A 19,245-nucleotide genomic window follows, 5' to 3' on the forward strand; every position below is an offset into this window, starting at 1 on the left:
GATCTTTGACCCGACCTGTTCTTGTAAGAACAGACTTAACTGGCAGCTATGCCAAGATTTACAACATTTTATTGTTGTTCTAATTAAATCCCTTTTCAACACTAGCAAACTATAAAGCGTTGAAAGTAAAGAAATAATTAGATTTTATTTGCGCTATAAGAGTGCATCACTCCATAGCGCAAAAAGGCCGGTGATTAAATAATCACCAGCCCTTGCCTGATTTCTCAGGCAGCGAACTTAGCGTAAGCTAAATTACTTAACCTCAACTTCAGCACCAGCTTCAGTAAGATCTTTTGCAAGTGCTTCAGCTTCTTCTTTAGATACACCTTCTTTAACAGGTGTAGGAGCAGCTTCAACAAGAGCTTTAGCTTCTTTAAGGCCAAGGCCTGTAGCGCTACGAACAGCTTTGATTGCAGCAACCTTGTTAGCGCCAGCGCCAGTAAGGATTACGTCAAATTCTGTTTTCTCTTCAGCAGCTTCAGCAGCTGGACCAGCTACCATTGCAGCTGCAGCAGTTACGCCGAATTTTTCTTCCATTGCTTCAACAAGAGCAACAACGTCCATTACTGACATTTCAGCAATTGCGTCAAGGATTTGGTCTTTAGATACAGACATTACAAATTTCCTAATAATTAACGGACTCTAGGTCCAAATAAATTTTACACCGAAAGGATTAAACAACTTAAAATTAAGCAGCTTGCTCTTCTTTCTGTACACGTACTGCTTCAATTGTTTTACACAATTTGCCAGCAGACGCTTCTTTCATAGCACTCATTAAGCGTGCAACAGCTTCGTCGTATGTAGGTAGAGTTGCAAGCATAGCTGCATCTACTACGTTACCTTCAAAAGCGGCCGTTTTAAGCTCAAATTTCTCATTCTTTTTCGCGAAATCTGAAAAGATACGCGCAGCAGCACCTGGGTGCTCTGATGAGAAAGCGATTAAGCTTGGACCAACAAATGAATCAGAAAGACACTCAAAATCTGTTCCTTCAAGAGCACGTTTTGCTAAAGTGTTACGAACAACTTTCATCCATACACCAGCTTCACGAGCTTCTTTACGAAGGGCAGTGATTGCGCCAACTGTTACACCACGAGAATCTGCAACAACTGCAGATAGAGCACCATTGGCTGCTTCGTTGACTTCAGCAACTATTGCTTTTTTGCCTTGAAGATTTAAAGCCATGGGTGTTACTCCTGGTTTAATGGGGTTACCGACAATCGGTTTCCCCTGTTCTACTCTTCCCTACCAAAAAGGTAGAGATGCTTTTTACGGCGAGAGCCAGAAGGATTAGGAAAAATCTATCTGGGGTCTACACCGTCTACGTAGGTAAAATTAAGGCCTAAGCCGCCTACGGTCTTGGACGGAAGCCCAATTTATCGCTTTGCCAGAGGCGCACCGAAATTATGAACTTCAACCCGAATTCTTTATTTTGCTAATTAATAAATTAATCAACAAAATGGCGCGAAATTATAGTACAAATTTCGTGCCATGTAAACACTAAATTAAGCAACTACTGTGTTTAAAGTAGCTTGGTCAACAGAAACACCTGCGCCCATTGTTGTAGAGATAGTTACTTTTTTCAAGTAAACACCTTTAGCTTGAGAAGGTTTAGCCTTCTTAAGTGCAACAATTAGAGCTTCAAGGTTTTGTTGAAGTTGCTCAGCTGTGAAATCAACCTTACCAATAGTAGTATGGATGATGCCGTTTTTGTCATTGCGGTAACGCACTTGACCAGCTTTAGCATTTTTAACTGCTTCTGCAACGTTAGGTGTTACAGTACCAGTTTTAGGGTTTGGCATTAGACCACGTGGACCTAAGATTTGACCTAGTTGACCAACAACACGCATAGCGTCTGGAGATGCAACAACAACGTCAAAATCCATCTCGCCTTTTTTAACTAGCTCAGCAAGATCTTCCATACCTACTAATTCAGCACCGGCTTCTTTCGCAGCTTCTGCGTTAGCGCCTTGTGTGAATACTGCAACGCGAACGTCACGACCAGTACCGTTAGGTAGTACAGTTGCACCACGAACGTTTTGGTCAGATTTACGAGCATCGATACCAAGGTTAACAGCAACGTCAACACTTTCTACGAATTTAGCTGTCGCTAACTCTTTTAAAAGAGCAACTGCTTCATTGATTTCGTAATCTTTAGTTACTTCCACTTTTTCGCGGATAGTACGCATACGTTTAGTTAATTTAGCCATTTCTTAGTCCTCTACGTTCAAGCCCATCGCACGCGCAGAACCTGCGATAGTGCGAACCGCTGCGTCCATATCGGCAGCTGTAAGGTCAGTTCGTTTTGTCTCAACAATCTCTTCAAGTTGAGCACGAGTTACTGTGCCTACTTTGTCAGTGTTAGGACGGCCTGAGCCTGACTTGATACCAGCAGCTTTCTTAAGTAAGTAAGCAGCAGGTGGCGTTTTCATGTCGAACGTAAATGAACGGTCACCGTAAACAGAGATCACTACAGGAACTGGAGCGCCTTTTTCGATAGACTCTGTACGTGCGTTAAACGCTTTACAGAATTCCATGATGTTTACACCGTGTTGACCTAGTGCAGGACCTACTGGAGGACTAGGATTAGCCATACCAGCGGCAACTTGTAGCTTGATTAGAGCTTCAACTTTTTTAGCCATTATAAATACCTCATTTGGTGGGTCTTAGCCTTGTGCGCGCGAGGACGCGTACTCTAACGGCTTCCCAGTTTAAAAATTGGTTTCGTACTTTTTGTACTGTAAAAATAAATTTTTACCTTTATACAAAAAGGCCGCTGATTATAAGATAATCAGCGGCCTTTTTCAAGCTTCGTGCCAAAATTTAAAATTTCAGCAGTGAAGCTTTTTTAATCAATTACTTATCTTGCTCAACTTGACCAAATTCAAGCTCAACTGGCGTAGAACGACCAAAAATAAGTACAGATACTTTTACGCGGCTTTTTTCGTAGTCAACTTCTTCAACTACACCACTGAAGTCTGCAAATGGACCGTCAGTTACGCGTACTACTTCACCTGGTTCGAATAATGTAGCAGGCTTAGGTGCTTCAGCATTTTCTTGTAAACGGTTAAGAATACGATCAGCTTCTTTAGAGCTAATTGGCGCTGGACGGTCAGATGTACCGCCAATGAAGCCCATTACACGCTCTGTGCTATTTACTAAGTGCCAGCTAGCGTCATTCATATCCATTTGTACTAGTACGTAGCCTGGAAAGAATTTACGCTCAGATTTACGCTTTTGACCTGCGCGCATCTCAACCACTTCTTCAGTTGGTACTAATATTTCACCAAAGCTCTCTTCAAGACCTTCGATTTTAATGTGTTCAGTTAACGTTTGAGCTACACGCTTTTCATAACCAGAAAATGCTTGTACTACGTACCAACGTAATTTAATTTCTTTGTTCTCATCCGACATGGGATCAGATCTCCAATCCAGTTAAAAAGCCAACAGCGCGGAATAAAATGCCATCTAATCCCCAAAGGATAAGTGCCATAATCACGGTTGCAACCATTACAATTAATGTCGTGTGGGTAGTTTCTTGACGCGTAGGCCAAATAACTTTGCGTACTTCAATTCGAGCTTCTTTAGCGAAAGCAAGAAAGGTACGTCCCTTAAAAGTTTGTGAGGCAATGGCTAATCCGGCCGCTATTGCAACAACAACGCCGATAGCACGTAGTAATACAGACTGATCTGCATACATATGATTACCAACAACTGCGCCTGCAAGTAGCGCGATTGCTACTAACCACTTCACTGACTCCATCCCGCTTGATGGTGTTTCTACATTCGTGCTCATAATATTATTACCTTAACTACAGACACAACAACCCTACACAATGGCAGGGTTAATCCATTAAAATCTAAACTTAAAAACAGACTTATTTAAACCGATTTTTAACCCCAGACTTACTCATATTAATGAGTAAATTGGCAGGGGCGGAGAGATTCGAACTCCCAACCGTCGGTTTTGGAGACCGCTGTTCTACCAATTGGAACTACGCCCCTGCAAAGTGGATGCCTATTATACTTACGCAAATCATTTACACAAGCCTAAAAGATACCCGCAATGCAAAATCTCTATAAACAATTAAGTACTTAATATTAAAAAGGCTTAATTCGCCCCTTTAACAAGTGGCACGCCATTATTACCCACAGGAATATAAACCGTTGTATGGTTTGGCGACTCGGCCATTTTTATTTGCGCATTTATGGCTTCATGTTGTAAATAATTAGCCGTAAGCGTAGCGTTAATAATTTTTTGTGCCTGCGCTATACCTTTTGCTTCTTCAACACGTATTTCTGCATCTTTACGCGCAATTTCTTTTTGTGTTTCTTTTTCAGCAAGTAACTGCTGCGCAGCTAGTTTTTTCTCTACCGCATTAGCAACAATATCGGGGTAGTTAATATTACCTACAACTACATTGGCAAGCTTAAAGGGGGTGGTTGATAAATAATTTTGTAAACGCAGTGTGACCTCTTGGGCTATTTTTTCGCGGTTTGTTTTAAGTTCACCACTGTCGTATTTCTGCACCGTATCTCTTACGTAAGTTCTGAACGTTTCACGCACAAAACGTTTGTACCAGTTTTCTGCTCCATATTGTTCAACAACGGTTTGCACTGAACCACTTTGAATGGCAATCACAGCATGAAAATCAAATTTTATGTTTAAATCATCATTAGCTAATATTCTAAATGTTTCGGTATACGTATTGGGCCGCATATCTATGTTTACCACTTCATTCCGCAGTAATGACATACCATAATTAGCAGGCCCTATCATGGTGCCTTGGTAACCACCTTCACCAAATACTCGTGGTTTTTCGTAAACATAGCCCTCTTCACCCGCTGGCGTACTTGGGTTAGTGCATGCGGTTAATCCAAACCCAATTACACCAACAACAAAGGCACCTTTAACTAAATTATTAACCAAACTTTGCATCCCTGAATTTCTTGCTCTCATTATTTGTCCTTTATTTCTCTAATACTTTATATACAACGCTTAATAGGCTTGAAGCACCAAACCTAAATGTGGTGGCTTGTAGATAGTCATCGCTCATTATTGAACGGGCTAGTGCTAAATATTCACTGGCATCAGCCACCGTTTTAACACCGCCGGCAGCTTTAAAACCAACACGTTTACCTGAATTTTTAATGGTCGTTAACATTACCTTAGTTGACTCAATCGTCGCATTTATAGCGACTTTGCCTGTACTCGTTTTTACAAAATCAGCGCCGCCTTTAATAGCCAGTTCGGTCGCTTGAGCAATCAACGACTCTGTTTTTAGCTCACCACTTTCTACAATTACTTTTAGCTGAGCTTGAGTGCCGCACGCTTTTTTACTTTCACTTATGTACTTAAGCGTGGCTTGCGTATCACCTGCTGCTAGTTTTTTATAAGGGATAACGAGGTCTATTTCATCTGCGCCGCGATCAATGGCTATAAGTGTTTCGTTTATCACATCGCTCAGCAGGGCGTCACCCGTTGGAAAGTTAGTCACCGTTGCTACTTTAACGTGGCTAAGCTCTCGTGCAGCAAGCGCTATTTTTGCATCGTCTACAAAATCGCTAAACACACACACCGCAGCTGGCGTGCCTAGTGCAGGCCTAATACTATTGATCAGAGCTTGAATGTCTTTTGTTGTGTCGCTTGTGTTTAAGCTAGTTAAATCCATAAGCTCTACTGCGAGTAATGCATCTTGTTGTTTTGTCATACGGACTCCCTTGCCCTGCTTGGGTAAAATTAATATGCCTCATATTAACAAATTAAAAAAAACTCGCTATAGCTCATAACCAAACACTCTAAGCTTATTATTTTACTTGTAACTAGCCGCAATCCCTTGTTAACTCAGTCTTAGGCTTAAAACCGCTACCCAATATAACTTTTGGTTATATCAACTTGGTTTTAATTATTTTTTACTTACACATAGCCGCTATATTCTGCGCAACAGATTAAAGCGTTTTATAAAATTGTTTAGGGGTGTTACCAACGTGCAATATTTACCTATCTTTACCAAACTCGACAACAAACCTGTATTGGTTGTTGGCGGTGGAGAGGTCGCATTACGCAAGTGTCGCGCGTTTTTAAAAGCCCGTGCAGCAGTAACCTTAGTGGCACCTTGGTTTTGTGACGAATTAAAAGAACACGCACAACACAACGAAGTGACCCTAATAGACGCTTACTTTGACGAATCACACCTAGACGGAAAAATGCTAGTTATTGCAGCAACCGATCGAGACGAAGTTAACAACACGGTGTTTGAGCTTGCCAATGCTCGCAATGTGTTTGTAAACGTGGTTGATGACCAACCTAAATGTACGTTTATATTTCCTTCTATTGTTGACCGTAACCCTATTACAATTGCTATTTCGAGTGCGGGAACAGCCCCTGTACTGGCACGCCGTTTACGCGAAAAGTTAGAGACATTAATACCACAACACATTGGCCCACTTGCCACACTGGTGGGTGGCTTTAGAGATAAAGTAAAACAGCGCTTTAAGCACTTTTCTGATCGCCGCCAATTTTGGGAAGGCGTGTTCGACTCATCAGTTGTGAGTAAAGTACAAACCGGCGACACCCAAGGTGCTGAGCAACAACTTGAACAAATGCTAGACGCTAAAGCCGAGCCCGAGGGCGAAGTTTATGTGGTAGGGGCAGGCCCTGGCGACCCAGAACTTTTAACCCTTAAAGCACTGCAACTTATGCAACAGGCTGATGTAGTTGTTTACGACTTTTTAGTGTCTGACGAAATTATGGAGCTTGTTCGTCGTGATGCAGACCTAATTTGTGTTGGTAAACGCTTAGGCGACCATAGTGTTGTTCAAGAAGACACTAACCAAATGTTGGTTGACCTAGCTAAACAAGGTAAAAAAGTATGCCGAATTAAAGGCGGTGACCCCTTTATTTATGGCCGAGGCGGTGAAGAAGTACAAGTATTGGCTGCCAACAAGGTGAATTACCAAATAGTACCGGGTATTACAGCTGCAGCAGGGTGTAGTGCGTATGCAGGTATTCCGCTTACGCATCGCGATCATGCCCAAGCTATTCAGTTTGTAACAGGGCACTGTAAAAAAGATGGCCAAGAACTTGATTGGCAATCACTGGCTAAACCAAACCAAACACTTGCTATATACATGGGCGTAATTAAGTCACCACACATTCAAGCAGAACTATTACAGCATGGCCGCAAAGCCGACACGCCAGTTGCCGTGATCGAAAATGGCACGCGCAAAAATCAACGTGTAGTAACAGGCCAATTAGGTGAGCTTGCCAATTTAATTGAACGCAACAGCATTGTATCGCCAGCATTACTTATTATTGGTGAAGTAGCCGCCCTACACTCGCAGCTTGCATGGTTTGGGCAAAACAACCAAACAAGTAGCTATGCGCAACCGTTAACCGATATAGCAAATTAGTAACCAAATTTAATTTTATAACTTTTAATCATTTTAGTAGGACGACTAACAATGGCTTTAACTCATCTTCAGCAACTTGAAGCTGAAAGTATCAAAATCATGCGCGAAGTCGCCGCTGAGTTTGAAAACCCAGTAATGCTTTACTCAATTGGTAAAGACTCGTCGGTACTTCTGCACTTAGCGCGTAAAGCGTTTTACCCTGCAAAAATTCCGTTTCCGTTATTACACGTAGACACCGACTGGAAGTTTCGTGAAATGATTGAATTTCGCGACCGCATAGCAAAAGAGTACGACTTTGACCTACTGGTACACAAAAACCCAGAAGGCTTAGCAATGGGCGTTGGCCCCTTTACTCATGGCTCGGGTAAGCATACCGATATAATGAAAACCCAAGGGTTAAAGCAAGCTCTTAACAAATACGGTTTTGATGCAGCCTTTGGTGGCGCTCGCCGCGACGAAGAAAAATCACGTGCAAAAGAACGTGTGTACTCGTTCCGCGACAAGCACCATCGTTGGGATCCAAAAAACCAACGTCCAGAGCTTTGGAATACTTATAACAGTCAAGTAAACCCAGGCGAAAGCATTCGTGTATTCCCGTTATCTAACTGGACTGAGCTTGATATTTGGCAATACATTTATCAAGAAAACATCGAAATGGTTCCGCTTTACCTAGCTAAAGAGCGCCCTGTAGTTGAACGTGACGGCACACTTATCATGGTTGATGACGAACGTATGCCACTTGAAGAAGGCGAAGTACCACAAATGAAATCGGTCCGTTTTCGTACATTAGGCTGTTACCCACTAACCGGCGCCGTTGAATCTACAGCCAGTACACTAACCGAAATTATTGAAGAAATGCTGTTATCTACATCATCAGAACGCGAAGGCCGCGTTATTGACCATGACTCAGCAGGCTCAATGGAGAAGAAAAAACGTGAGGGGTATTTCTAATGTCTAGCCAAAATAACGATACATTTAACGAAGTAAAAGAAATAGGCATAGACGCCTACCTAGCACGTCAACAAGACAAAAGCTTATTGCGCATGCTTACCTGTGGCAGCGTAGACGATGGTAAATCAACACTGATTGGCCGCCTATTACACGACAGCCACCAAATTTATGAAGATCAGCTAGCAGCCCTTCACAAAGACAACGAAAAAGTAGGTAACGCAGGTGAAGATCTTGACCTTGCATTACTAGTAGATGGCCTACAAGCTGAACGCGAACAAGGCATTACCATTGACGTAGCATACCGATACTTTTCAACGGCTAAGCGTAAATTTATTATTGCCGACACACCAGGCCACGAGCAATATACACGCAACATGGTAACGGGTGCATCAACAAGCGATGTCGCCATTATTTTGGTTGATGCGCGTTACGGCGTGCAAGTACAAACCAAGCGCCATAGCTTTATTTGTGACTCGCTAGGTATTAAACAGTTTGTTGTAGCCATTAATAAAATGGATATCGTTGATTTTGACGAAACCGTTTATGAAAAAATCAAAGCCGATTACCTTAAATTTGCTGAGCAACTAAATGTAACAAACATCAAGTTTGTGCCTATGTCGGCGCTTAAAGGCGACAACGTAGTAACGCGCTCTGCACATACACCGTATTACACCGACAAACCACTGCTTGAGCTTTTAGAAGACTCGCCAGCGGCACAAACCGATACCGGTTTTGAAGCACGTTTACCCGTGCAATATGTAATACGCCCTAACTTAAACTTTCGTGGTTTTCAGGGCACATTAGCATCGGGCAAGCTACAAGTAGGCGACGCTGTAAAAGTATTACCGTCGGGTAAAACATCAAGCATTAAAGAAATTGTCACCTTTAATGGCAACCTAGACACAGCAGAAGCAGGCCAAGCAATTACTATTACGCTAAACAGTGAAATAGACATTAGCCGCGGCGACGTAATCGTACCGGCAAGTTCAACTGCCGCTGTTACTAATCAGCTTCAGGCTAAAATTGTATGGATGCACGAATCGCCATTGGTGCTAGGTAAAAACTACAACCTAAAACTGGGCAGCAAAAACACATCGGCTGTGGTTAAAAAGATTGACCACACTATTGATGTAAACACGCTTGAACATGGCTCTGCCGATTCATTACAGCTAAACGAAATTGCTATTGTAACGCTTGAGCTAACCGAAACTATTTTGGCCGACGAGTACCACAATAACCACGAAACAGGCTCTTTCATTCTAATTGACCGTTTATCTAACTTAACGGTAGCAGCCGGTATGATTGAACACGTACTACAAAGCGAAAAAAGCAAAAGCGATTTCAGTGAGTTTGAAGTTGAGTTTAATAGCTTAGTACGCAAGCACTTCCCGCATTGGCAAGCGCTTGATATTTCGAAACTGTAAGTTTATTAATGTCTGTTAGGAATAATAAAGCATGGTAGAGCAGCTAGTTTTAACAGGCATAATGCTTACCTTAGTCGGGTGCCTTTTTGGCACCCGCATTAATCCAGCATGGTTATTTGTAAGCGCTATTGGCACCAGCTATTTAGCCGGGCTAATTGACCTTGAATACATGCTAGTTAACTACGCCAATCCGTCACTTATTACCTTAGTGCTCCTCGTATTAGTGTCGATTGCAATCGAAAAAACCACGTTAATTCAAAAGCTATCCATGTCGTTATCTAAAGGTAGCTTAGTTAAGTCGGTAACAAAACTGGGGATTTCTACTGCATTTTTATCGTCGTTTACTAATAATACGGCGGTGGTTGCCTCACTCATTACCGCTATAAAAGATAACCCAAACCATTCACCCTCAAAGCTATTATTACCGCTGTCGTACACTGCTATTTTAGGTGGCACCATTACACTCATAGGTACTTCAACAAACCTCATTGTTAACGGCTTTGCGGTAGATGCAGGTATGCAGCCACTGGGCTTTTTCGACTTTACCTTAGTGGGTTTAGGCGCGCTTAGTATTGGCCTTATTACTATTTTGGTAATGCTTAAATACTTGCCTGACAACGGCAAAAGCGATCAAGAAGTTGTTCCTTTTTACCTTGAAGGTAAAGTACAAACAGGCTCAAAATTAATAGGTCGCACAGTAGAAGAAAACGGCCTACGCGATTTAAAAGACTTGTTCCTAGCTGAAATAATTCGTAATAACGAACGCATATGCGCAGTAACGCCTCAGCAAATTATTCAACAAAACGACATTTTATTATTTGTAGGCGACATTAAATCAGTCCCTCTATTAACACGCTTTGATGGTTTAAAAGTAGTACACGATAACCACGAAAAAGACATAGAACACTTAGTTGAAGTGGTCGTAAGTCAGTCGTCTAAATTTATAGGCAAAACAGTAAAAGAAATACGCTTTCGCGAGCAGTTTCACGCTGCTGTTATTGCTATTCGCCGTGGGCACGACCGCCTTCAAGGCGGCCTTGGCCAAGTACAATTACAAGCAGGCGATTCACTCATTTTGGCACCCGGCAAAAACTTTTACAGCCTACCTAATTTAAAGCGTGAGTTTGTATATATTTCAGGCCTTGATTTACAAACCCACCTTGCGCCCAAACAATCTAATATTGTATTACTCAGCTTTGCGGGTGTATTGGGTTTAAGTATTTTTGGGGTAGTGCCGTTAGTAAAAGGCTTATTGGTATTGCTTATTGGCTTAATGCTCAGCGGCACCATAAAGCTAAACGAAATCAAACGCCGATTTCCGCTTGAGTTACTTGTTGTAGTAGGTAGCGCCATTGGGCTTGCAAAATTAATGATAGGCACTGGCCTTGCTGGGCAAATATCGAGTGCGCTATTTATGGTACTTGGCGACTTTGGTCCTTACGGCGCATTTATAGCCATATTTTTAATGACCGTATTATTTACCGAACTTATTACAAATAATGCGGCAGCGGCACTTTCATTTCCGGTTGCTTACTCATTGGCTGTTGGCTTTAATGTAGACCCGCTCCCTTTTATTATGGCGGTTGCTTTTGGCGCATCGGCAAGTTTTATTTCGCCATTTGGGTATCAAACAAATTTAATGGTGTATAGCGCGGGTAATTATCGCTTAAAAGATTACATTGTTATGGGCTTGCCCCTTTCTATTATTTATTCAGTCACGGTATTAACCCTGATCCCGCTGGTATTTCCTTTTTAATACTGGCGCAAACAGCATAAGAGACACATCACTATGGATGAAAATATAGTTTGGCATAACTACGCAACCACTAAAGCACAACGTAGCGAGCAAAAAAAACATAAGCCGGCTATTTTATGGTTTACTGGTTTTTCAGGTTCGGGTAAAAGCACCGTAGCCAACGCACTCGAAGCGGCGCTTAATCAGCAAGGCGTACACACTTACCTGCTCGATGGCGACAACGTACGCCACGGTTTATGTAAAGACCTAGGCTTTAGCGATGAAGACCGCATAGAAAACATTCGCCGTGTAGGCGAAACCGCAAAACTGATGACCGACGCAGGCTTGTTAGTACTTACTGCGTTTATATCGCCTTTTAGAGCTGAACGCGACATGGTGCGCAATTTAGTAGACGACGGAGAGTTTATTGAAGTATTTATAGATACTCCGCTTGATGTATGCGAAAGCCGCGATCCAAAAGGGCTATACAAAAAAGCGCGCGCAGGAGAGATAAAACACTTTACTGGAATCGACTCAAACTACGAAGTACCCACAAAGCCTGAAATAATTTTAGATACAAGTAAAAACACCCTAGACCAATCGGTTGCCCAACTGATAACGTATCTAAAACAAACGCATATAATAGGTTAACCCCAATGAACCAAACCGAACTGCTAGAAGAAACCCTCATCCTTGCCCGCACCGCAGGCAAAGCCATTATGGGGATTTACGAAAAGGACTTTAACGTTGAATACAAAGCCGATGAAAGCCCAGTAACCGACGCCGACTTAGCAGCTCATAAGGTCATTGTAGCGGGGCTACTTCAGCTTACGCCCGACATCCCCGTCCTTAGCGAAGAAAACGCCGACATAAGCTGGGCGATTCGCCAAACGTGGAAAAGCTACTGGTTAGTCGATCCAATTGACGGTACCAAAGAGTTCATTAAAAAGAACGGCGAATTTACCGTAAACATTGCCCTAATAGAAAACGGAAAACCGGTACTCGCGGTTGTTGATGCCCCTGCACTTGGCGTATCGTACCTAGCAAGCGACGCCATTGGCGCGTTTAAAGACATGGGCGATGAGCGTATAGAACTTAAAGTAACCACTAAGCCTAACAAAGGGTTAATACGTGTTGTAGGCAGCCGCTCGCACCCATCACCCGATTTAGCCGAATTTGTAAAACGCTTTGACGACGTAGAAATGGTCTCAAAAGGCAGCTCACTAAAACTGTGTTTAGTTGCTGAAGGCAGCGCCGATATTTACCCACGCTTAGGCCCAACCTGTGAATGGGATACCGGAGCTGGCCATGCAATCGCCGAAATAGCCGGTGCAAAAGTCACCAAGCTTGATGGCAGCCCGCTTATTTACAATACTAAAGATGAGTATTTGAATCCGTATTTTGTAGTGAGTGCGGTGGAAGAATAAAAGCTAAGAGCTTCGAGCTGTTAGCCACGAGCAGCTCGATTTAAATCTAAACTCCGTAGGTTAACTATTATATTAGTGAACCAAAGACCTAAAACGCAAGTTTAAAAACCCCATGCTTTAATAGAGAGCTTTTACCAAATAAACCTCACTCGTGGTTTAATTTATAAACCTCACTAAGGAGCATAACTATAACTACGAAAAGATGCCCTCTTGTTAAATCACTAGTTTAAATACACTGCTTGCGCTACTTTATAGTTTATTTAGGAAACTGTGATAAGGGTAGGGAAGAATGAATTTTTATGAAAAAGCTAAAGGTTTTGTATACAATAATAAAGCTTTATCAAGCTGGTACTTTTTTACACTACTCATAACTACACTATGCATTATTGCATTTTCTTACGCGCAACTAACGATTCTCATCTGCCTTATTTCTTTATTCATAGTACTATGTATTAGCTCTTCTATAATATTTGCGTATTCTCATGACTTTGATCACCGATTCTCATCAGCTTTGATCGCTTGATTTATCATTTTGTAGAGCCATTTTTAAATTAACTTAACTGATCATCATCAGTCAATTCATTTAACTGTTTTCGTATCGATTCTCCTTTTAAATTCAACTTAATTGCACCATGAATCAGCCTATCTAAAATAGCATCAGCGTGCGTTGATTCGCCGATCATTTGGTGCCAGTTTTCCTGTGGTAACTGACTAATGATGATGTGTGATTTATAACCATATCTAGCATCGATTAATTCAAGTAAGTCGCTTCGTTGCTGAGCACTGAGTGGCTCTAGCCCCCAATCGTCTAAAATAAGTAAGTCGTATTTAATGAGTTTACCCAATAATTTTCGATAACTGCCATCGGCCTGTGCTAGAAATAGACTTTCAAGTAATTCTTTTAATCGAATATAGAAGACACTTTTTCCTTGTAAACAGTGCTCGTGACCCAATGCACACGCGAGGTAGGTTTTGCCACAGCCTGTGGCGCCTGTAATTAATATATTCTGATGTAAACTCAGCCAGGTGCTTTGGCTGAGGCCGCGTATTTGTGCTTTATCTAGATTACGCTTCGGCGAGTAAATGAGTTGATTTAACTGACCCGGTACGCGGAATTTTGCTTGTCGCACCAGTCGCTCTATTTTTCTTTGGTTACGCGTATCAATTTCATGCGTTAGCAATAAACTGACGCGCTCTATAAAGCTTTGTTCTTGATATAGGTTTGGCTGTTCAAGCTGCTGCTTGAGTGCTTGCTTTATACCCGATAACTTGAGCAATTGAAGTTGCTGATTAATTGTTTCTATCATGTTTACATTCCTTAATGGTAGTAATCTGTGCCACGTATGTTGCTGTGTGTAATTGGCTTTTCTGGCTCTGTTTGGAGTGTGGGTAATGGTTGTTGGTCTAACCCTTTTTGCAGCATTTGCTTAATAGATCTGTGTGTGGTCGTATTCATGCAAATTGCTCGGTAACATGCTCGCTCGAGGCGTTCTTTTGAATACGTTTTAGCTAAACTTAATACCCCTAAACAGGTGCGATAAGCTTGCTCTGGATGACGTTTGCTATTAAGCAATAATTCAACGACTTGATGAGTATAATCACCGATACTCAATGCCCATGAGCGTAAATTTATCGGTGACTGCTCATGCTGTTTTTGATGCGCCTTTGGCATATGATGTGTCTGTGTCGTATGTCCGCCTAAACGGTTTGAGCGAGGATGCTGTGCTATTAAAGTGCCGTCATAATAAAGCTGCACGAGTTGATTGGATATGTGTGCGCGTAATTGTTTTTTAACCCACAGATAAGGCACGCTGTAGTAATGTTTTTCTATTTCAACATGGTAATCAATATGCACACGTACTGTTTTGATTTGTGTATATTGATAGGGCTTTTCAGGCAATGGCTTTAATGCGTTTTTATCCACCATATCAAATAGCTGTTTGCGTGATTGTTGATATTGCTTCATCACCTTATTGTTCATCATATCCAGTAGCTTTGCTATTTCATGATTGAGTTGCGCTAAGCTGTGGAAGGTTTGGTTACGTAAGCGTGCCATGATCCAACGCTCAACAATTTGTACGCCGACTTCAGCCTTCGATTTATCTTTGGGTTTATAAGGTCTAGCCGGAATGACAGCAACGTTAAAGTACTCGGCTAACTGGTGGTACGTCGGATTTAAATCAGGCTCGTAGCGACAGGTTTTACTGACAGCACTTCTGAGATTATCGGGAATAACAACGTCAGGAACGCCGCCTAAAAATTCAAAGCAACGCGCATGACTCATTACCCAATCTTCAAGTTGCTGACTATACGTTGCTTCAGCATAGGTATAATTTGATGCACCTAGTACAGCAACGAATATCTGAGCAGTGCGCTTTTCTTGTGTCGTCGGACAAGTAATGGTAATTGTGGGGCCACAATAATCCACAAACAGCTTTTCACCCCCTTTATGCTGCTGACGCATTGAGAGTCGCTGGGTACCTAACCATTGTTTATAAGCTCGGCAGAAGTGACTGTAGCTGTAATAAGGCTCACCCACTTTTTCAAGTAACTCATCAAATACGAGCTGTAATGTTAGGTGTTTATGTTGTTTTAAGTCTTTATTGATATTTAACCAGTCAGGCGTTGGGTGTCTTTTTTTACGCGTTGAGAAGCGCTTGAGTTTGGTGTTGAAAAATGTATTTTGCTGTTTATCCTCTGGTATTGGCCATTGATTTAAGCCTAACTCATTGGCCTTTTTAAGGTAATTAGCCACAGTACCAGGTGAAATATTTAAACTTCTGGCAATCTCTCGATGGGATAATTGTGCTGAGTACTTCAGCCGTAAAATGGAATGTAATTTACTCATAGATATAGGTCTTGTTGTCATTGTTGTTATCCTCATCAAACGATTCAGATAACGGTTTAACACACCTACAAAAATGATAAAACGTGAACTCGGTTACGAGTGGTATTAAGCTTTGATCGGCAAAATCATTAAGAGCATAAATGTGATCATTTACAAGTGATTTTAGTGATCAAAGCTTAATGAGAATAAGCGATCAAAGTTAATGCAATTGGGTGATCAAAGCTGGAGAGAATATGCAATATTCATACGAACATTAGCTAGAACTAAAAAATACAATATTAAAATGTGGCAGCACAGAAACCTGATTGTAGAAAAAAAGAAAAAAATCGACGAAAAGCTTAAAGAAGTTACTCTCTCAGAAGAATTAAATGAAATAGTAGGGGAACTTCAACCATTCCTAAAAAGTAGAATCTATCAATTTGAGACTGCTATAAAAACTAATATTAAATACTCACTCCTTATTCTCATATCTAACTTTGTCTTATTGATAGTTAATATTCTTCTATTCACCGCACTTTACTCTTTGATATTTAATGAACTAAATTGCCCAAAACAATTTATAGACACGCTATATTTTAGCTTGGTAACTTTTACAACTCTTGGCTATGGCGAAATTACGATCCCAGATAACTTCTTTAGGTTATTCTCTGCGCTACAAGCTTTAACAGGCCTTATTTTAACAGCATCCTTTACCGGTATCATTTTCTTCTTTTTTGATAATAGCAGTGATAATACTTGATAGCTTAGCCAGCACATTAATGCCTGAGAAGCATTTTAGAAACACTAAAGGACTGCAAGAGCTGCGACCCCATTAAGCTAATGATTTACCCCCTTATGATTATCTGTGTATTTTTCACTTTATACATAGGTAATCATAGGAAAATGTGTTTTGCACTAGGAGCGATAAATAATCAACCTAATTTTCGACTCCGATTTTTCTTTTTCTGACGATTCTTTGAGATAAAGAATTTAAATCTTGGTATATGTCATCTTCATTTATTTCCAGTTTATGAAGAGTCTTTCTGATACGTGTTGCAGCGTCCTCATCAAATACAAACTTTATCAATTCATTACCTAGACCATTTGATAGCATAATATCTTCAATGCCTCGTGGATCACTTCCATGGATAGTAAAACACCCCTTTTGAGCATGTACTCGCTTGTTAGTAAAAGGCATTCGAACAGCTATAGGTTTAACCTCAAATTTAGAGTTATCACCTTCTTCTCTTCTCAAGGGACTAGGCAAGTAATTTTCCCCAGCGCTGCTGGCTTTTCCAATTGCAGTTGGAATTACACGACGCTTGAGAAAATTTAGCTTATTGAGCATACCCGTTGTCATACCCCAAACAACTCTATCAATGGAATTACCATCTCGATCACGGCTAGCTTCTCCATCTAATGCAAAATACAATGCAACAATCATTGAAGTTGACCAATCTAGTAATCTTGTAGGGAAGCCGTAATGCTGCATTAGGCTATAAAGTTCAAACGAATTTTCGATTTTTTCATGATAATTCTGGTATGCAGCCATAAAGTCTAAAACAGCAGTAATTTCCTTATCTCCATCCAGCCCATACCTTACAGAGCCTGGTATTAAAGAAAATGATTTATTAGTTACCCCTCTAAACCACATTTCTTTTTCTCTTTGCGTTACTTCATTAACGTAGTTCTCAAAAGAGTTAACTCGTATTTCTTGTATCATATATATCCAATTGAATTACACTGCAGCAATTTTATCAAAAGCACTTCCCCTCTTTTCACGAAAAATGCCTTTATTTAATGTGGCTCTATTATTAGCAAACTATGTCAGTTATTACTAGTTGTAAGTATTGTATTTTAATAGACTGTTCGTTATGCCCTCAATCTTGGCTTTACTGCTTACATGACGGTATAGCGTGTTGGGTTTTGCTTCGCTCTACTCAACCTATGCTTTGATATAAGAGTAGAGTGTTATTCCTTTAAGTCTTATTTTTAGTTTAGAACGAAGGTCTAAAAAAAGTCCTATCCCTATTCCTTCTAAAATCCTTAACTATTTTGCTGGGCGATAAAAGCAAGCGAGTGCTGGTTGAATAAGTCTGGGCGTTCCACATTACAAACATGGCCGCAATGGTGAATAGTTTGCAGTACGCTATTTTTATGGCGTTTAACCATTTCTTTAACAGGGCCAAGGAACATATGATCTTCTTTACCCATAATGTAAAGAATGGGGATATCGATGTCTTTTTCTTTGAAATACTGCATTAAGGGGTTTACATCCATGGCTAATTTAAACCATTTTATAAACTCCTTTTGGCACAAACGTTTTGCTTCACGAACAAACAAAAGCCGAGATTCTTTATGGCGCTTTTTGGGCATCATAATAAAAGCAAATAAACGGTATAGCCACATATACGGCAAGAAATGCTTAAAGGTATTACCTAAATAAACCAAAGTATTACTGCGAGTATTAAAGCGAGTTACCGCGCCACCTAGCACCATGCTAGAAACATATTGCGGCGCAATTTCAGCAATATTACGAATGAGTATTGTGCCCAATGAAATACCAACAAAGTGTGCGCTGGTGATATTGTTATGGTCTAACACATCAATAATATCTTTAGAGACGTTATTAAACGAATAATTATTATCAACAAAATTTTGTACTAAGTTATTTGATTTACCGTGACCACGAAGATCTAGCAACAATACATTGTATTCTTTTTTATAAGCTTTGAGCTGACGAAACCAAATTGCCGAACTTCCCCCAGCGCCATGGACAAATACAACCCATGTTTGACTGGTTTCGTGCGGAAAAATAGTATGAAAAAGAATGTCTGTGCTCATTGCTGTTAGCGGCCTATTTACTTCATTTGGCATATTCAATTGTAAGAAGTATAACGGAGTTTAATAAAAATCTCTCATCAAGTTCACAACAATAGCGCCTACTTAACAACTTTTCGGAACAGGTTTTAATTTTTAAATAAAAACAAATAAGAATAACCTTTACCAATACTCAACGTATTTGAGGCGCTCGCCCATGAAAATTTAAGTACAGCTTTTTTAGTTTACCGGGGACGAGTGGCCAGCCCATTTCAATTCCGATGGGAGTCGCTTTCCAAAACAAGTGCTCAACATAATAGGTATCTATGTATTCAAACTCGGCAGGGCTTGCAGTCTCTAGTTTTAGATTCATATATGACAAATACTTTAGGGCGTCGGCGTTTTTCTGTTCGTTGAATGCAAACGTTGTTAAATTTGCGAACTCCTCCATACGAAAAGCGAATTCACATTCTTCGTGTTTATCCATTAGCGGTATGACATCTGGAAACTTAGATTGTATATCCTCAATAAATTGTCTTATTTCTTGGTCTGCCATATATTGCCTGTTAATACGTAGTCATTCACATGCCGGTGTAAAACTATAGACTTATTGTTTATCCTAATTCTAAATAAAAATAAAATCCGAGCTT

General features: G+C 40.8%; 20 protein-coding genes and 1 tRNA gene. 7 read left to right on the forward strand and 14 right to left on the reverse strand.

The genetic code is table 11. The annotated features are described in order from the left end of the window. Positions 1-252: 252 nt before the first annotated feature. From rplL to deoC, 9 genes are all read right to left on the reverse strand, one after another. Positions 253-615: a 50S ribosomal protein L7/L12 gene (gene rplL, locus PS1M3_RS15270; protein ID WP_006791261.1), complete on the reverse strand. Its 363-nt coding sequence runs from the start codon at positions 613-615 to the stop codon at positions 253-255. A gap of 73 nt (positions 616-688) precedes the next feature. Further along, the gene (rplJ, locus tag PS1M3_RS15275) at positions 689-1,183 is read right to left on the reverse strand and encodes a 50S ribosomal protein L10 (protein WP_054206867.1); all 495 of its coding nucleotides are present in this window, start codon (positions 1,181-1,183) and stop codon (positions 689-691) included. 320 nt (positions 1,184-1,503) lie between these two features. Next, positions 1,504-2,208, reverse strand: a complete 705-nt coding sequence (gene rplA, locus PS1M3_RS15280) for a 50S ribosomal protein L1 (RefSeq protein ID WP_006791263.1) — start codon at positions 2,206-2,208, stop codon at positions 1,504-1,506. Positions 2,209-2,211: 3 nt separating this feature from the next. Further along, positions 2,212-2,640, reverse strand: coding sequence for a 50S ribosomal protein L11 (gene rplK, locus PS1M3_RS15285; protein ID WP_002958879.1), 429 nt, complete (start codon positions 2,638-2,640; stop codon positions 2,212-2,214). 214 nt (positions 2,641-2,854) lie between these two features. Then, positions 2,855-3,412 (reverse strand): transcription termination/antitermination protein NusG, encoded by a 558-nt coding sequence (gene nusG / locus PS1M3_RS15290; RefSeq protein WP_006791264.1) that lies wholly within the window; start codon positions 3,410-3,412, stop codon positions 2,855-2,857. Between the two features lie 4 nt (positions 3,413-3,416). Next, positions 3,417-3,794, reverse strand: a complete 378-nt coding sequence (secE, locus tag PS1M3_RS15295) for a preprotein translocase subunit SecE (protein WP_006791265.1) — start codon at positions 3,792-3,794, stop codon at positions 3,417-3,419. Between the two features lie 132 nt (positions 3,795-3,926). Beyond that, positions 3,927-4,003 (reverse strand) — tRNA-Trp (locus PS1M3_RS15300). 106 nt (positions 4,004-4,109) lie between these two features. Beyond that, positions 4,110-4,958: an SPFH domain-containing protein gene (locus PS1M3_RS15305; RefSeq protein WP_010557707.1), complete on the reverse strand. Its 849-nt coding sequence runs from the start codon at positions 4,956-4,958 to the stop codon at positions 4,110-4,112. Positions 4,959-4,968: 10 nt separating this feature from the next. Continuing rightward, the gene (gene deoC / locus PS1M3_RS15310) at positions 4,969-5,709 is read right to left on the reverse strand and encodes a deoxyribose-phosphate aldolase (protein ID WP_138740757.1); all 741 of its coding nucleotides are present in this window, start codon (positions 5,707-5,709) and stop codon (positions 4,969-4,971) included. A 277-nt stretch (positions 5,710-5,986) separates the two neighbouring features. On the opposite strand from deoC, the gene cysG reads away from it, so the two are divergent. From cysG to cysQ, 6 genes are read left to right on the forward strand one after another with little or no spacing between them, the layout of a single operon-like run. Then, positions 5,987-7,411 (forward strand): siroheme synthase CysG, encoded by a 1,425-nt coding sequence (gene cysG / locus PS1M3_RS15315; protein ID WP_203985310.1) that lies wholly within the window; start codon positions 5,987-5,989, stop codon positions 7,409-7,411. Between the two features lie 51 nt (positions 7,412-7,462). Then, positions 7,463-8,362 (forward strand): sulfate adenylyltransferase subunit CysD, encoded by a 900-nt coding sequence (gene cysD / locus PS1M3_RS15320; RefSeq protein WP_006791269.1) that lies wholly within the window; start codon positions 7,463-7,465, stop codon positions 8,360-8,362. Then, the gene (gene cysN, locus PS1M3_RS15325; RefSeq protein ID WP_008127185.1) at positions 8,362-9,786 is read left to right on the forward strand and encodes a sulfate adenylyltransferase subunit CysN; all 1,425 of its coding nucleotides are present in this window, start codon (positions 8,362-8,364) and stop codon (positions 9,784-9,786) included. The genes cysD and cysN overlap by 1 nt, the downstream gene beginning before the upstream one ends. A 31-nt stretch (positions 9,787-9,817) precedes the next feature. Beyond that, complete coding sequence (locus PS1M3_RS15330) at positions 9,818-11,542, forward strand: SLC13 family permease (RefSeq protein ID WP_203985312.1); 1,725 nt, start codon at positions 9,818-9,820, stop codon at positions 11,540-11,542. A gap of 33 nt (positions 11,543-11,575) precedes the next feature. Beyond that, complete coding sequence (cysC, locus tag PS1M3_RS15335) at positions 11,576-12,172, forward strand: adenylyl-sulfate kinase (protein ID WP_008127182.1); 597 nt, start codon at positions 11,576-11,578, stop codon at positions 12,170-12,172. 5 nt (positions 12,173-12,177) lie between these two features. Continuing rightward, positions 12,178-12,948, forward strand: a complete 771-nt coding sequence (cysQ, locus tag PS1M3_RS15340) for a 3'(2'),5'-bisphosphate nucleotidase CysQ (protein ID WP_203985319.1) — start codon at positions 12,178-12,180, stop codon at positions 12,946-12,948. A gap of 551 nt (positions 12,949-13,499) precedes the next feature. Here the strand turns inward: cysQ and istB are convergent. Together istB and istA are read right to left on the reverse strand one after the other, a co-directional pair. Beyond that, positions 13,500-14,255, reverse strand: a complete 756-nt coding sequence (gene istB, locus PS1M3_RS15345; protein ID WP_203984839.1) for an IS21-like element helper ATPase IstB — start codon at positions 14,253-14,255, stop codon at positions 13,500-13,502. 11 nt (positions 14,256-14,266) lie between these two features. Then, on the reverse strand, positions 14,267-15,817 hold the full coding sequence (gene istA, locus PS1M3_RS15350) for an IS21 family transposase (RefSeq protein ID WP_008466912.1): 1,551 nt from the start codon (positions 15,815-15,817) through the stop codon (positions 14,267-14,269). Positions 15,818-15,998: 181 nt separating this feature from the next. On the opposite strand from istA, the gene PS1M3_RS15355 reads away from it, so the two are divergent. Continuing rightward, positions 15,999-16,535, forward strand: coding sequence for a potassium channel family protein (locus PS1M3_RS15355; RefSeq protein ID WP_203985321.1), 537 nt, complete (start codon positions 15,999-16,001; stop codon positions 16,533-16,535). 177 nt (positions 16,536-16,712) lie between these two features. Here the strand turns inward: PS1M3_RS15355 and PS1M3_RS15360 are convergent, their stop codons facing one another. The 3 genes from PS1M3_RS15360 to PS1M3_RS15370 all read right to left on the reverse strand — a co-directional run bounded on the left by PS1M3_RS15360 (position 16,713) and on the right by PS1M3_RS15370 (position 19,151). After that, positions 16,713-17,498 carry an FRG domain-containing protein gene (locus PS1M3_RS15360; RefSeq protein ID WP_203985323.1) on the reverse strand — a complete coding sequence of 262 codons (786 nt, stop codon included), beginning with the start codon at positions 17,496-17,498 and terminating at the stop codon, positions 16,713-16,715. A gap of 323 nt (positions 17,499-17,821) precedes the next feature. Further along, entirely contained in the window at positions 17,822-18,619 is a 798-nt protein-coding gene (locus tag PS1M3_RS15365; protein WP_203985325.1) for an alpha/beta fold hydrolase, read from the reverse strand. A 169-nt stretch (positions 18,620-18,788) separates the two neighbouring features. Beyond that, positions 18,789-19,151 (reverse strand): hypothetical protein, encoded by a 363-nt coding sequence (locus PS1M3_RS15370; RefSeq protein ID WP_138740565.1) that lies wholly within the window; start codon positions 19,149-19,151, stop codon positions 18,789-18,791. Positions 19,152-19,245 lie beyond the last annotated feature (94 nt).

This window comes from Pseudoalteromonas sp. PS1M3, assembly GCF_016865405.1.
Taxonomy (GTDB): domain Bacteria; phylum Pseudomonadota; class Gammaproteobacteria; order Enterobacterales; family Alteromonadaceae; genus Pseudoalteromonas; species Pseudoalteromonas marina.